Below are 12,213 nucleotides of genomic sequence, written 5' to 3'. Positions count from 1 at the left end.
TCTGCTTTAAGTGCATGCCTTGATGATCCGGGTTTACGGGTGATCAAGGCAGCACCTCATGCCTTATCCTCAAACTCCAGTTTTGTGCCAGATTCCACGGCCTGTAAGCCGTTCGCGGTCATGGCTGGCGTGGAGGTGCAGCGCTGGTCCTTTAGGTACGATCCCGGTCGGGTTGATGGTCCGGTGGCTCGCATAGTAGTGACCCTTGATGTGCTCAAAGTCCACCGTCTCAGCGATGCCCGGCCACTGATACAACTCGCGTAACCAGTTACTCAGGTTCGGATAATCGGCAATGCGGCGCAGGTTGCATTTGAAGTGGCTGTAATACACCGCGTCGAAGCGAGCGAGGGTGGTGAACAGGCGTACATCGGCCTCGGTCAGGTACTCACCGGCCAGGTAACGTTTCTCGCCAAGCAGCACCTCCAGCCAATCCAGTTCTGCAAACAATCCATCGAATGCTTGCTCGTAAGCGCCTTGCGAAGTGGCGAAGCCTGCGCGGTAAACGCCATTATTGACTGCTGGGTAGATCCGATCATTCAATCGATCAATCTGCTGTTGCAGCGGTTCAGGGTAGAAATCCAGGCGATCACCGGTCAGGCCATCGAACGCCGAGTTGAACATGCGGATGATCTCGGACGACTCATTGCTGACGATACGTTGTTGCTGTTTATCCCACAGCAATGGCACGGTCACGCGGCCAGTGTAGGCGGCGTCATCGGCGGTGTAGCGCTGATAAAGAAAGTCCAGGCCATCAAGCTTGTCACCGCTGGAGCCCTTTTGTTTATCGAAGGTCCAGCCATTTTCCAGCATCAGCCAACTGACCACGGACACGTCGATCAAGCTTTCCAGACCTTTGAGTTTGCGCAGAATCAGTGTGCGATGGGCCCATGGGCAGGCGAGGGAAACGTAGAGGTGATAGCGGCCAGCGTGTGCTGCAAAGCCACCTTCACCGCTGGGGCCGGGTTGGCCGTCAGCGGTGATCCAGTGACGGCGTTGCGCGTTTTCACGCTGGAAGGCGCCGTCTTTGCTGCTTTCGTACCACTGATCATGCCAGCGTCCGTCGACCAGAAGGCCCATGTCTGACTCCTAAGCTCTTTTGCATTGGAGGCCAGTCTAATTGCATTGGTTCGAACGAATAGTGCAAAGCATGGGCGACTATGATCGATTAAATAGATCTGTCGCGATTATCCCAGTACTGCTGAGCCAATTCGAAGGCGGCATCGCGTGGGGTTCCAAGGCCGCGCAAGGCCAGAGCAATGGTCGAAATCAAGGCCAGCTGCGGGTAGCTGTCTTCGACTTCACCTCTCCAGAGTGCCGTTAACTGTGTCGGGTCGAGCGTGGCCGGTTTGACATGGCGTCTTGGTGACAGCGCAGGCCACTCCTCATCCCAGCTTTGCCCGGCTGTAGTGCCGTAAAGGTGACTGATGGTGTCCGGGTTTATTTCGACTTCACCGCCATCGCCCTTGATCACGATGGCGTTGTCACCCAGCAAACCACTGGCTTCGCGGTGCATGCCCTGATAACCGGGATGGAAGATACTTTGCAGGCCGCAACGAGCGCCCAGAGGATTGAGGGCTCGTGCCAGTGAGTGGATAGGGGAGCGCAGGCCGAGGATGTTGCGTAGGTCGATCATTCGCTGCAACTGCGGCGCCCAATCCCCTAGCGGGATGAACGCCAGGTTGTGTTGCTCGAGCGCCGTACCGACCTCCTGCCAGTTGCGGCACAGCGGGATGCCCAGCAGGTCTAGCAGTTGTTCGCTGTACAGGCGCCCTGCGGTATGCGCGCCGCCACCATGCATCAACACGCGCACACCGTTTTGCGCCAGGCACTTGGCCGCAAGCAAGTACCACGGCAGATGGCGCTTCTTGCCGGCGTAAGTCGGCCAGTCGATATCGACGTGCAATGCCGGGGTCTGCAAGCGTTCACGTACCGCCTCGGTGAAGCCTGCCAGTTCCTCCGCGCTTTCTTCCTTGTGCCGCAACAGCATCAGAAAGGCGCCAAGCTGGGTGTCTTCGACTTTCTCATCGAGCAGCATGCCCATGGCTTCACGCGCTTCTACGCGAGTAAGGTCGCGGGCGCCCCGTTTGCCCTTGCCCAGGATGCGCACGAACTGGGCGAACGGATGTTCGGCAGGTGTTTCTGTGATCAGCGGGGCAAATTCGGTCATATGCAATTCGTCGGTTTGGGCAGGCCCGCCAGCTTAGCGGCGAGTTTGGCGGGGGTGCCATTGAACAGGCGATTGAGGTGCATGCTGTTGCCCTTTTCAGGGCCTAGCTTCAACGCCGTGTATTTGATCAGCGGGCGAGTCGCGGGCGACAGCTGGAACTCGGTATAAAAAGCCCGCAGCAGTTGCAGAATCTCCCAGTGTTCCGGGCTGAGGGTGATTTCTTCCCGCAAGGCCAAGGCTGTTGCAACCTCTTCTGACCAGTCGTTCAGGTCTATCAGGAAACCATCCTTGTCCAGTGCAATGCTGTGTTCGGCAATCGTCAGCTGTTTCATAGCCAAGTGTTGACCTTGTCGAAGCAGATCGATAATGCGACGAACCCTGGGTAATCGACGCTTTCGACCCCGTGCGGAATCTCAAGGTTACGCGCCAGGATGTCCTCTTCAAGCACGAACAGCTTTAGCGACTCTATTTGTTTCTCCAATGCGCGGCGCGGCGCGGAATCAGGGCGCAAGGCATACGTCGCGTCACCGCAGAGCAGGATGGCGTCGTCCGGGCCGAGCACGCGCAGACAGCTGGTCAGGCGGCTGTCTGCAAAAGGGGAGTGAGACAAAACATGCAAGGTCGACATCAGAGCGTTATCACCTGGTCGTAACGGTCAATAATCGCGGAAATTTCTGACGCCTGAAGTAGCTGCAGCGTATCCAAATTTAACTCCTTAGGGGGAATTCCGCGTTCTACCAGGCTGTCGTTGCAGGCAAAAATGTCCTCTACACCGAACAGTGACAATGCCTTCAAATTGGCCGTCAAGTCCTTCTGTTGCACTTGAGCAGCCTGTTGCTCGGGCAAAAGCTGCAGCACGCCATCATCGAGAAACAGTAATCCGATGGGCAAATCGAACGCGCCGCCCGCTAATACGATATCCAGCGCTTCCCGCGCGCCCGGGCCGGACCAAGGCGCCTGACGGCTGATAATTAATAGTGATGCTGGCATCTCAAGGTCCTCCGAAGCAGATCAGTCGGTCGGCTGCCTGCACCGCATCATGCAGTTGGCCTAGCCCCGACAACTCCCACGGCGCTGAGACATTGGCTGCTGGTCGCTGATAGCGTTGAGCTTCTTCTTTATTAAGCACGCCACGTCGCAAGGCGGCGGCGATGCACACGACACCGTCGAGCTGATGGTGGGTGACGAACTCGCGCCATTGGCGTGGCAGATCTTGCTCATCCTGAGGCGTGACGATATTGCCCGACGCGATGTGCACGCCTTCCTGATAGAAAAACAGCCGGACAATCTCATGGCCGCCAGCCAGCACCGCCTGCGCAAACAGGAGGGCGCGGCGGGAGGAGGGCTCATGGGCCGCAGAAAAAAGGGCAATGGAGAACTTCATGGTCGGCTCAGTCAACGAATCTTGGGCAATGATAATAGAGTCAGACAGCAAAAAGCCCGCTAAGCGGGCTTTTTGTTGAAGCTCAACAGAGAATCAGTTTCTGCTGCCACCCATCAGGCCAAACAGCTGCAACAGGCTGACGAACAGGTTGTAGATCGATACATACAGGCTGATGGTCGCCATGATGTAGTTACGTTCGCCGCCCTGGATGATGGCGCTGGTCTGGAACAGGATGCAAACGGAGGAGAACAGCACGAAACCTGCGCTGATCGCCAATTGCAGCCCGCTGATCTGGAAGAACATGCTGGCCAGCACCGCGCCCAGCAGGACGAAGAAGCCAGCAGTGATGAAACCACCGAGGAAGCTCATGTCCTTGCGGGTGATCAGCACGTAGGCGGACAAACCACCGAATACCAGCGCGGTCATCGCAAACGCGGAACTGACAACCTCAGCACCGCCCTGCATTCCCAGGTAACGGTTGAGAATCGGGCCCAGCAGGTAACCCATGAAACCGGTCAGAGCGAAGGTCGATACCAAGCCCCACGCCGAGTCGCGTAATTTATTGGTAAGAAAGAAAAGGCCATAAAAACCGATCAGCACAACGAATACGTTCGGGTAACGAACGTGATTCTGCTGAGCGATAAAAGCCATCAAACCGCTGAAAGCAAGGGTGATAGCCAGAAGACCATATGTATTGCGCAGGACGCGGCTAACCTCTAGCTGCTCGGCCTGCACGCCGTTGTTCACTGCGTAATCCTGTTCGCGCATGGCGCAACTCCTGGTGATTGAAATGTTAAGACGCAAAGATCATAACAGACGCTTTGCCGCTAGTTATGAAGAGAGTTTGACAGTGTGTTTCATTCGGGTATTATGGCGCCCGCAACACAACGGAGGTGTGGCCGAGTGGTTTAAGGCAGCAGTCTTGAAAACTGCCGACTGTAACAGGTCCATGAGTTCTTATCTCAGGTACTTCTCAGCTGCACGCTTGCGACGCACGACATGAAAACCGGGAAATTGGCAGAGTGGTTGAATGCACCGGTCTTGAAAACCGGCGAACGTTAATAGCGTTCCCAGGGTTCGAATCCCTGGTTTCCCGCCACGCATCAGTAAAATCAAGGGCTCAGAGATAATCTGGGCCCTTTTTTTATGCCTGAAATATGTCTGGCAGGTGTGCTGGATTGGGGTGAACAGTCCTCAACAACCTCGTCATCATAAGATGCAATCGTCTGGATGCGTGCTACTGCATTCTGTTGCGTGCTTGCGAGGGGCTTGTGTTCAACTGCATGCTTACGGATGGGCTCCGCCAGTGGTGACCCTAGTGGACTTTACGCCGAATTCGATGTCCGATTTAGCCATCTATTGAAGCAGGCTTGGCTGCCGTTTCACTCGTACCCTGAACTGGTGCGGGGCTTCCTGTGTCTTTCCGGAACGTCGGAAGAGCGTACCGAAGTCCCCCGTCAGTTACATCTCAAAAGGAGCATTGGATGGGGAGTCCGGACAAGGTATTGGAACAGCGAATCCTGCATGCCCAAATCGCCTTACAGGAATGGGCGATTGCGGCCGACCTGTGGCACGACAGCGGCTTTCAGTCTTATGCGGAGCGCGTCGAGGGGGAGCCAGGTAAAAGACGCCGTTGTCTTCATCCTGCATAGCAGCTGCGACCTTGCACGACTTTTAGACGAAGACTACGAGCCCAGGTTGCGAGAGCAATTCGCTGAGATTGCCGACACGCATGTTTTCTTCTACGACGATAACGATGGGTACTCCTTCAGTTTTTTTGCCAACAATGAGCCACTGCAGCGGGCCTACGACGAGTATTTCACTGGAAGTGGGTGTGCAGCTTGATCGTCGAGGATTTCGGCGACCTGTATGCCGAGCTGTATCAGTATTTCCATGCTCACCCCGACCGGTTGTATAACCTTCATCACCGCGAATTCGAAATCCTGCTCTATCGAATTTTCCAAAGTCTGGGCTTTGAGGCGGAGGTAGGCCCGGGTTCGGGAGATGGAGGTGTCGATGTCAAATTGCTTCAACGCGGCCCGCAGGGCGACACCCTCGCCTATGTACAAGCCAAGCGGTATTCGCCATCCCGCCCTATAGGCCTCGAAGCTGTCGCAGCGTTGAGGGGCGTTGTTGCCAACGATGGCGTTGATCGCGGAATATTTGTCACGACTTCTCGTTACCTTCCCAGCGCAGTGACCTTTGCGCATCGGTCATCCGGGGTGCTGGAGCTCAAGACGTCTACCGACGTTGCCCAGTGGTGTCATCAAGCCCAAGGAGGGGGCGTCCGGGACAAATCAATGTTGGTGTCCGACGCTAACCTGCTGTCGGTGCTGCGTGACGTCAATGCGGGCCATGGAAATCATGTTGTGCATGCGCATGGTAGATACAACACCATTTCGAACGTCTTTGCCCTCGTCCTCAGGGAGACCCTGCATGCGGCATTACTCATGCGCCTTCCGAAGCAGATCACTGGGCAGGATGACCATGGTCTTGAAGGTCACGAAGTACCTGTCCTGAATGACCAGATACTCACGGTGAAAAACTTCGGAACCGTCTTTCGCGCGAAGCGAACGGTAGATGATCGGGGCCGTGTTGCTTATTGGGACGGCAGGCATCATTTCGAAACCTGGGATCGCAGACCAACCTTCTTCAGCCACCTTGATTGATGCATGCTTCAGAGCACTCGCTGGGACTGTCAGACACCCGACGGCCAACGTTACCCACTTGTTCGATAAGCTCGTAGGAAGAGAAACCCCCATGTCGGAAAAACGACTCATCTCAGAACTCGATTCAAACAAGCTTCGTGAGAATGCGCTGACGTCTATTCGCTTAGGCGCCGAGGACTTCGAGCGCAGCCGCAGGGCGCCTGCTGATGGAGGAGACCCCGCCCGGGCACTTTCTGCTGTGCGCAACTTGTTCGCTGGGGTACTGCTTCTCTTCAAATACAAGATTGCCACGTGCGTGGACAACCCTGCCGACGCAGCCGCGCTCATTTTTATGCCTCCTGAGGTATGGCCTCATGGCGATGGCGAGGGTGGGATCGAATGGCTACCGGTAGGCAAGTTCAAATCCACCACTATCGACGTCGGGACGATCCAGAAGCGCTTCCAAGCGTTTGGGATTGAGGTTGATTGGAAAGTGATTGCCAAGCTCCAAGAGTGCCGCAACCACCTGGAACACCTGCACCCTGCGACCACGTTAGGGGAAGTCGCAGATTTCGTGGCCGAGCTATTTCCCGTGCTTAGGGATTTCATTCAGACCCAACTAGGGGAAGTGCCTGCGCAAATTCTGGCGCATACATGGCAGATCATGCTGCTTCACCACAACTTCTTCGTCGACACAACGCAGCAATGTAAGGACGCTTGGACGGGGGTGGGAGTTCCTGAGGGGATGATTCCCTGGCTGGACGAAAGTCGTTGTGAGGCGTGCTCGTCATCGCTGCTGTCCCCGGCTCAGCTGTCCATAGACGCGAACTACTTGGTTGATCGCGATGAGGGGAAATTCGAGTACACGTGCGTCGCTTGCGGACACACGGGATTGATTGCGCCGCTGATGATCGACGCGCTGAATGAGGCCCATGATTACGATCCTCGGGACGGCGAAGAGCCGAGCGTTGAGGTTTGTATGCAGTGCGACCGTGCAACCTACGTGATCTATGAGCAAATTTGCCTATGGTGCGCAGCGCAGTTGGACTACACGGAGTGCGCCATCTGTGAAGAGAGACTGAGACAGGACGATCAGGACAATGGCGGTTTGTGCTCCTACCACGCTCACACTTACGAAAAGGCGATGCGTGACTGATCGAGAGGAGCGCTAGGTCACAGGGCGACTCTACCGTGACGTGTGATTAGTTGCACGTGAGCCCTCATCCATTGGTGGATACTGAACAGAGCCTCCACGATTGAGGTCAGGCGAAGCGCTGCTGCCGGGGGCTTTTGTCACGATTGGTTTCCAGCGTTTGCTAAAGTCCTCTTTGGGCATCAGTCATTGAGCGAGGTCGTGAAGATTTCTGCACCGAACATGAATATAGGCTGTCAGCACCGCGTTGATCAGTTGCACAAGGAGCGCCAGGGAAAAGCGCCTGTTGGAGCCTAGGCGACCTGGCCTGAGCGAAAAGCGTGTTCAGTTTAGATCTTAATAGCTATTGATTGGGCTGACCCCACAGGGGAGGTCGACTCCGCAATCCAGCAATTAACCCTTACTGAAGACATTGGCTTGTAAAGTCGTCGCCAATGGTTTTTGTGGTCATCAGGCAGTCGTAGAGCGGCGGGGTACGATGCGAAAGGCGATCCGGCGTGTTGGCGAGTGGCATAGCAAAGCGAACACCTAGGGCCATAACCCAACACATGTGTCAGATATTCTGCATGGTCATTTGGTAGCATCGTACGAGTGCTTTGCAATCGACTTTCTAGCTGGGAAATGGCGCGCTCGCTTTGAGGGCCATCGATTGACGGGTCAAAGTCTAGGAGTCGGATGGATTCATGGATCTAAAAATCGCTTGGTGGAATTGCCATTTGTCTGCACCGTCAACCAAGGCAAAGCTCAACGAAATGACGACGGAGTTTGTTTCAGTAGTTTTGAGTATGCTGGATTCTGGCGTCGATCTTCTCTGTCTTTGCGAGGTGAATGAGGAAAATAGCCTTAAGCTGCAGCGCCAGATTCTTGTCGCCGCACAAACTGAAGTAAGGTATGCAGCCTATACGGTGCGTTCGTTATATTCAAAAAGTGGCAACAAAATAGATGACTATGGAATTGTGTACCGACACGACAAGCTTCAACCAACAACGGAGGCGGTGGATCTTAACGCCAAAGCTGATGTCACTGACAAGTACCTTAAGGTCGGTAAAAAACTAGGTTTTAGGTTGTGCAATGCTATCGATCTTTGGGTGATCCTCTGTCATTGGCAAAGCTTGCAGACCTATTCCGAAGATGCGCATATTAGAACAGAAATCGGCCAGCAACTTGGTGGGTACGTCGGAGATATATATGAAGGTGATCCGGATGCGCTCATTGTCATTTGCGGCGACTTCAACGACGAGCCATTTAGTAGATCAATCCAGATGGGATTAAAAGCGAGCAGGGATATTAGCTATGTAATGGCACGCCCCAACGCTTTATTCAATCCCTTCTGGCGGTTAATCGGGATGACAGATCTAGTGTCGGGAAGCCACCTGCCAGCTGGAACCTGCTCGACCGGCGACTCCCAGCACATGACTAATTGGAGGACGTTTGATCAAATCATCCTTTCATCGGGGTTTCTGAGAAACGGTTGGCGATTTGTGGGGAATGGCGTTGAAATTTTGAGCACGTTCAACGTTGCAGGCAATGCGTTGACATGGGCCGATCTCTCTGACCATTATCCAATTATGTGTAATTTAGAGAAGGTGGTTTGATGGACTTTCTAAAGTTCGTAAATAAGGGCGTCGAAAAATCCCGCAAGTCGCAGGAGGCCATCTCAGAGGTGAACGAGGTGTTCAAACAAGTTAATACCGATTTAAAAAAATATCCTGGGGGCGAGCTTCATTTAGAACGCTCAATATCCGGGTATGCACGCGTAGCGTCAATTACTGGCACGTTAGCAGGCGTGGAATCCGAATATTTGATGCACGATAGGCTTGTCCTATCGCTCAAAGTGAAAAACAGCGTATTTGTTGAAGACATCGCAGGATGGAAGCAGCGGATTGACGGATATCCCTGCATCCTGAAATTTGATGGCCAGGAGTTAAGTTGCAGCAACCCTGTGCACCTCATAAGCGGGATGTCTGAGTTGCTCGCTTCAATCGGATTTGGGAATGCGGTTAATAGGCTAACGAAGAAGGCACTGGAGTCTGCCGACCTGAACAAGCGAGATGCATCCCAAGATGATCGTTCCGCCACGCGCGCGTCTACCAGTAGGTCGGCGGCGGCAACTCCTGCCCGAGCCCTGGCGAAAGCTACTTCTCGTGTAACAACCTCACCAGCTGAAGGCACTGCGGCTGCAAAAGCTGGCCCTGCGAAACCCGTCGCCGCTAAAGCTCCCCGCAAATCTCGGCGTCGTGAATCTGACGATAATGAAAGCACGCCGGGATGAGAATGAGTGTATTCATGGCTCAGTTTGTATCTGAACGGAGGCTTTCCTGTCGTTGCTAACTGCTTTGAATGCGCGGCTACCAAACTCACGTTTTCGTTCATCGGTGTCCAGCCAGGCATGCTCCGTTCCGCGATCGATGCTCATCTGAGTGACCTCATGGCGTTTTGCATAAGCTACGCAAGGCAAGGGGGGAAGGGGGGCATCAAAGGCCTCCTGGCTTGTGAATGAACCACTGACGAATCCACCAATCGTGGTGTGAGTAATCTTGCCTGCGATTACACAAAAAGGATGAGGCGCTGCCCCCGAAGGACGGTCAAATTATTGCTCGAAGATTATGTACGGGCAGGCCACGTAATTGTGCGTTGCCTCTGCAAGCCACATGACCCTTACAAGGCAGCGAACCGGGATGCTTATGTTCGCTTTCAGTGCAATCGAAGCCCCGAAAACCTGAGCGAACCCCGCTGATAAATACGATTCTTGTGATAAGAATGCCATCCTCTGGCCATTCACTTTAAGCTCGAAATATTCGAAACCAGATTCGTCGCTGCCGCGCTTTTTCCACTCCGCTATGCCGAGCATTCCTGCTACCCAATGAAGCCTTGTGCCCTGATAGTTCTCGAAGCTGGAAAATTCCGGGTACTGCTCTGAAAGCGTTCCCCACACGCTGCTCAGCATTTCACGGGACGTGATGGAGTAGGTGCGAGACTCCTGTGTCGTAACACCAGCGTTTGCAAAAAATGCCTTCACATCGGCATGCCCGCCTTGCTGGGGCACGAACTTGGTGGCCGGATCGACCTCCCGAATCTCTTCGTATTTTCTGGAAATGAACTCAATATCCAAGTAAACCAGCTTGTCCAGATTGATCTGTGATTGACCCACTTTGCACCCCGATGATGACGCTGCTAACGGCCACTATAGTCGTCAGATCTGTGTTTTTGTTCGCCGCGCCAAGTCATTGGTTGCGCATCACGGGCTTGATGGGCTGCTCGGCGTAGGCTTGTGAGAAAGATCGGCGGCACCAAGATTGACTAGTGTTAGTAAAAGCGCTGCAACATCAGAGGGTTAAGTCTCCAGCATCACTGACGATATATCTTGATCATCATTCCCTTGAGCATATCCATGTCTATTCGTTGGCAGTTCCAATTGCTACTGGAAGAGGTGCGCGACCGCGCCGTTCTTTTCGGGTGCGGTATTCGACGGCTCGTAGCGAAGCGTTGCTTTATGGCTGTGCTTTCGCTGATGGCTACAACCGGATCTACGGTTGCAGCTTTCTTCACTTGGGAGGCAGCGTTAACGGCAAACAAGGTTTCTGCAGCATCGCAAGCGTTTGCCCAAAAGATCTATGACGATCAGATTGCCTTGGGCCACCCTTCGGTTTCCGTTCTGTCCGGAGAAACCTCTGTAGCCGCAGTGAGGCAGGTTTCGTATGCACAGCCCGAGGCGAAAGACTATGCAGCAACGGTAGTTCTGAGAAACTCAGGACAGCGTGACTCACCACGCGCGTGGGTTGCCTTGTCTTCTGGCACGTACATGGTGGATCTCAGCAATGCTGTGCTGGTGACACTTCCGAAGGAAATTGACGTTTCGGTTCGATTCAATCTTCGAATGACACCGAGCACGGATTCAAGCGAAAGCTCGTGGCTCGTCGCGGTTATGTACGAAGATGAGGTTCCATCACTGATGAGTAATCCTGCCGGTGTACCGTTGCAGGCGCCGCTCCGGGTGATCTGCTCAAAACCCGCCGTATTCAGAATGACCTCATGGCCTAAGGATGTTGCTCAAGATCAGGCGGTCAGAGTGCTGTCCTCAGGGTCGCCAGTTGTAGCAGAACAGGCGCCTCTCGATAGATATGGCGAGCCCTCGTCAGCACCACGTATCCAAGCAGCCAAGGATCAGGTGATGCAGGCGGCACACATCGCGCATGGTTGCCTGGATACAGCCAGCACTTGGTGATGACTTCTTGTTGGCTTCGGACGTGGCGAGACGGGCAGGGAGGCCGTCGGTTAGCAATCATTTATCGCGGCGGCCTCGCCAGGCGCAAATACAAAGGTTGACCAGAATCGGGGCTGAATTGCCTTGGCACATCTTCACCGGTCAACAACTCAGGCGTCATGCGACCTTGTCTTTGCCTTTAGGACTCGCGGAGGAAATCGCGTCGGTGAACAGGTTGTCAAAGTGATTCAGGAACGTTTCGGTGAGATGACCATGGTAGTAGCCATACGTGACAGTACCGATGTCTTGGTTTTTGGGTTTGATGATGTAGAAAACCAGCTTGCTATCTTCCACTGACGGCTGAAACCAAGCGAGGCTATTCCATTCATCGGCTGTATGGGTGTAGTACGCCTTGTCGTCGCTGCGCACCCAGGTCTTGATTTTTCCTTCTTGATCGGTTTGCTCAATTCGTGCGTTGAATTGATTGAGTAGCTTCTTAGGCGTAGTCGTGTTGAAGGCAACTGCCATTATTGGTCTCCGTAATCGTTGGCGTTTGATTTGGATGGCTTCAACCTGGAAGCCACATGGCCTTGCGAGGGAGGGATGTGCCCATTGAAATGAGTCACTTGGTGCTGGTCCTGTCTCTTATACACATCT

At 54.1% G+C, this 12,213-nt stretch carries 14 protein-coding genes and 1 tRNA gene; 6 read left to right on the top strand and 9 right to left on the bottom strand.

Translation table 11 applies throughout. The features are described 5' to 3' along the window. Positions 1-69 precede the first annotated feature (69 nt). From QN399_RS23435 to QN399_RS23405, 7 genes are all read right to left on the bottom strand, one after another. Positions 70-1,077: a glutathione S-transferase family protein gene (locus QN399_RS23435; RefSeq protein WP_322178427.1), complete on the bottom strand. Its 1,008-nt coding sequence runs from the start codon at positions 1,075-1,077 to the stop codon at positions 70-72. 88 nt (positions 1,078-1,165) lie between these two features. Next, complete coding sequence (locus QN399_RS23430; protein ID WP_322178428.1) at positions 1,166-2,167, bottom strand: glycosyl transferase family protein; 1,002 nt, start codon at positions 2,165-2,167, stop codon at positions 1,166-1,168. Then, positions 2,164-2,499 carry a TusE/DsrC/DsvC family sulfur relay protein gene (locus tag QN399_RS23425; RefSeq protein ID WP_330201769.1) on the bottom strand — a complete coding sequence of 112 codons (336 nt, stop codon included), beginning with the start codon at positions 2,497-2,499 and terminating at the stop codon, positions 2,164-2,166. The genes QN399_RS23430 and QN399_RS23425 overlap by 4 nt, the downstream gene beginning before the upstream one ends. Beyond that, a complete protein-coding gene (gene tusB / locus QN399_RS23420) occupies positions 2,496-2,795 on the bottom strand; it encodes a sulfurtransferase complex subunit TusB (protein ID WP_322178430.1) in 300 nt (99 codons plus the stop codon). Before tusB ends, QN399_RS23425 begins: the two co-directional genes overlap by 4 nt. Further along, entirely contained in the window at positions 2,795-3,157 is a 363-nt protein-coding gene (gene tusC, locus QN399_RS23415) for a sulfurtransferase complex subunit TusC (RefSeq protein ID WP_322178431.1), read from the bottom strand. The genes tusB and tusC overlap by 1 nt, the downstream gene beginning before the upstream one ends. Before the next feature lies 1 nt (position 3,158). Further along, complete coding sequence (gene tusD / locus QN399_RS23410; RefSeq protein WP_322178432.1) at positions 3,159-3,551, bottom strand: sulfurtransferase complex subunit TusD; 393 nt, start codon at positions 3,549-3,551, stop codon at positions 3,159-3,161. A gap of 93 nt (positions 3,552-3,644) precedes the next feature. Next, on the bottom strand, positions 3,645-4,319 hold the full coding sequence (locus QN399_RS23405) for a Bax inhibitor-1/YccA family protein (RefSeq protein ID WP_322178433.1): 675 nt from the start codon (positions 4,317-4,319) through the stop codon (positions 3,645-3,647). Between the two features lie 240 nt (positions 4,320-4,559). Between QN399_RS23405 and QN399_RS23400 the strand changes: the two genes are divergently transcribed. The 5 genes from QN399_RS23400 (at position 4,560) to QN399_RS23380 (ending at position 9,624) form a co-directional block, all read left to right on the top strand. Then, a tRNA-Ser gene (locus QN399_RS23400) sits at positions 4,560-4,650 on the top strand. 742 nt (positions 4,651-5,392) lie between these two features. Beyond that, a complete protein-coding gene (locus QN399_RS23395; protein WP_330201768.1) occupies positions 5,393-6,220 on the top strand; it encodes a restriction endonuclease in 828 nt (275 codons plus the stop codon). 91 nt (positions 6,221-6,311) lie between these two features. Next, positions 6,312-7,355, top strand: coding sequence for a hypothetical protein (locus QN399_RS23390; protein ID WP_330201767.1), 1,044 nt, complete (start codon positions 6,312-6,314; stop codon positions 7,353-7,355). A gap of 680 nt (positions 7,356-8,035) precedes the next feature. Next, positions 8,036-8,947: an endonuclease/exonuclease/phosphatase family protein gene (locus QN399_RS23385; RefSeq protein ID WP_330201766.1), complete on the top strand. Its 912-nt coding sequence runs from the start codon at positions 8,036-8,038 to the stop codon at positions 8,945-8,947. Further along, positions 8,947-9,624, top strand: a complete 678-nt coding sequence (locus tag QN399_RS23380; RefSeq protein ID WP_330201765.1) for a hypothetical protein — start codon at positions 8,947-8,949, stop codon at positions 9,622-9,624. The genes QN399_RS23385 and QN399_RS23380 overlap by 1 nt, the downstream gene beginning before the upstream one ends. Positions 9,625-9,942: 318 nt before the next feature. Here the strand turns inward: QN399_RS23380 and QN399_RS23375 are convergent, their stop codons facing one another. Further along, on the bottom strand, positions 9,943-10,503 hold the full coding sequence (locus tag QN399_RS23375; RefSeq protein WP_330201764.1) for a hypothetical protein: 561 nt from the start codon (positions 10,501-10,503) through the stop codon (positions 9,943-9,945). Between the two features lie 240 nt (positions 10,504-10,743). Between QN399_RS23375 and QN399_RS23370 the strand changes: the two genes are divergently transcribed. After that, entirely contained in the window at positions 10,744-11,577 is an 834-nt protein-coding gene (locus tag QN399_RS23370; RefSeq protein WP_330201763.1) for a hypothetical protein, read from the top strand. 156 nt (positions 11,578-11,733) lie between these two features. On the opposite strand, the gene QN399_RS23365 is transcribed toward QN399_RS23370, so the two are convergent. Continuing rightward, positions 11,734-12,084 (bottom strand): hypothetical protein, encoded by a 351-nt coding sequence (locus QN399_RS23365; RefSeq protein WP_330201762.1) that lies wholly within the window; start codon positions 12,082-12,084, stop codon positions 11,734-11,736. Positions 12,085-12,213 lie beyond the last annotated feature (129 nt).

The organism is Pseudomonas sp. 10C3, assembly GCF_036346185.1.
GTDB lineage: Bacteria > Pseudomonadota > Gammaproteobacteria > Pseudomonadales > Pseudomonadaceae > Aquipseudomonas.
This window is presented reverse-complemented; position numbering and strand designations above follow the sequence as displayed.

Bases quoted from the DNA above. Each gene is read 5' to 3' on its own strand.
- QN399_RS23430 (WP_322178428.1), bottom strand. From the start codon at position 2,167: ATGACCGAATTTGCCCCGCTGATCACAGAAACACCTGCCGAACATCCG.
- QN399_RS23385 (WP_330201766.1), top strand. From the start codon at position 8,036: ATGGATCTAAAAATCGCTTGGTGGAATTGCCATTTGTCTGCACCGTCA.
- QN399_RS23365 (WP_330201762.1), bottom strand. From the start codon at position 12,084: ATGGCAGTTGCCTTCAACACGACTACGCCTAAGAAGCTACTCAATCAA.
- tusB (WP_322178430.1), bottom strand. From the start codon at position 2,795: ATGTCGACCTTGCATGTTTTGTCTCACTCCCCTTTTGCAGACAGCCGC.
- QN399_RS23390 (WP_330201767.1), top strand. From the start codon at position 6,312: ATGTCGGAAAAACGACTCATCTCAGAACTCGATTCAAACAAGCTTCGT.
- QN399_RS23435 (WP_322178427.1), bottom strand. From the start codon at position 1,077: ATGGGCCTTCTGGTCGACGGACGCTGGCATGATCAGTGGTACGAAAGC.
- tusC (WP_322178431.1), bottom strand. From the start codon at position 3,157: ATGCCAGCATCACTATTAATTATCAGCCGTCAGGCGCCTTGGTCCGGC.
- tusD (WP_322178432.1), bottom strand. From the start codon at position 3,551: ATGAAGTTCTCCATTGCCCTTTTTTCTGCGGCCCATGAGCCCTCCTCC.
- QN399_RS23380 (WP_330201765.1), top strand. From the start codon at position 8,947: ATGGACTTTCTAAAGTTCGTAAATAAGGGCGTCGAAAAATCCCGCAAG.
- QN399_RS23425 (WP_330201769.1), bottom strand. From the start codon at position 2,499: ATGAAACAGCTGACGATTGCCGAACACAGCATTGCACTGGACAAGGAT.
- QN399_RS23405 (WP_322178433.1), bottom strand. From the start codon at position 4,319: ATGCGCGAACAGGATTACGCAGTGAACAACGGCGTGCAGGCCGAGCAG.
- QN399_RS23370 (WP_330201763.1), top strand. From the start codon at position 10,744: ATGTCTATTCGTTGGCAGTTCCAATTGCTACTGGAAGAGGTGCGCGAC.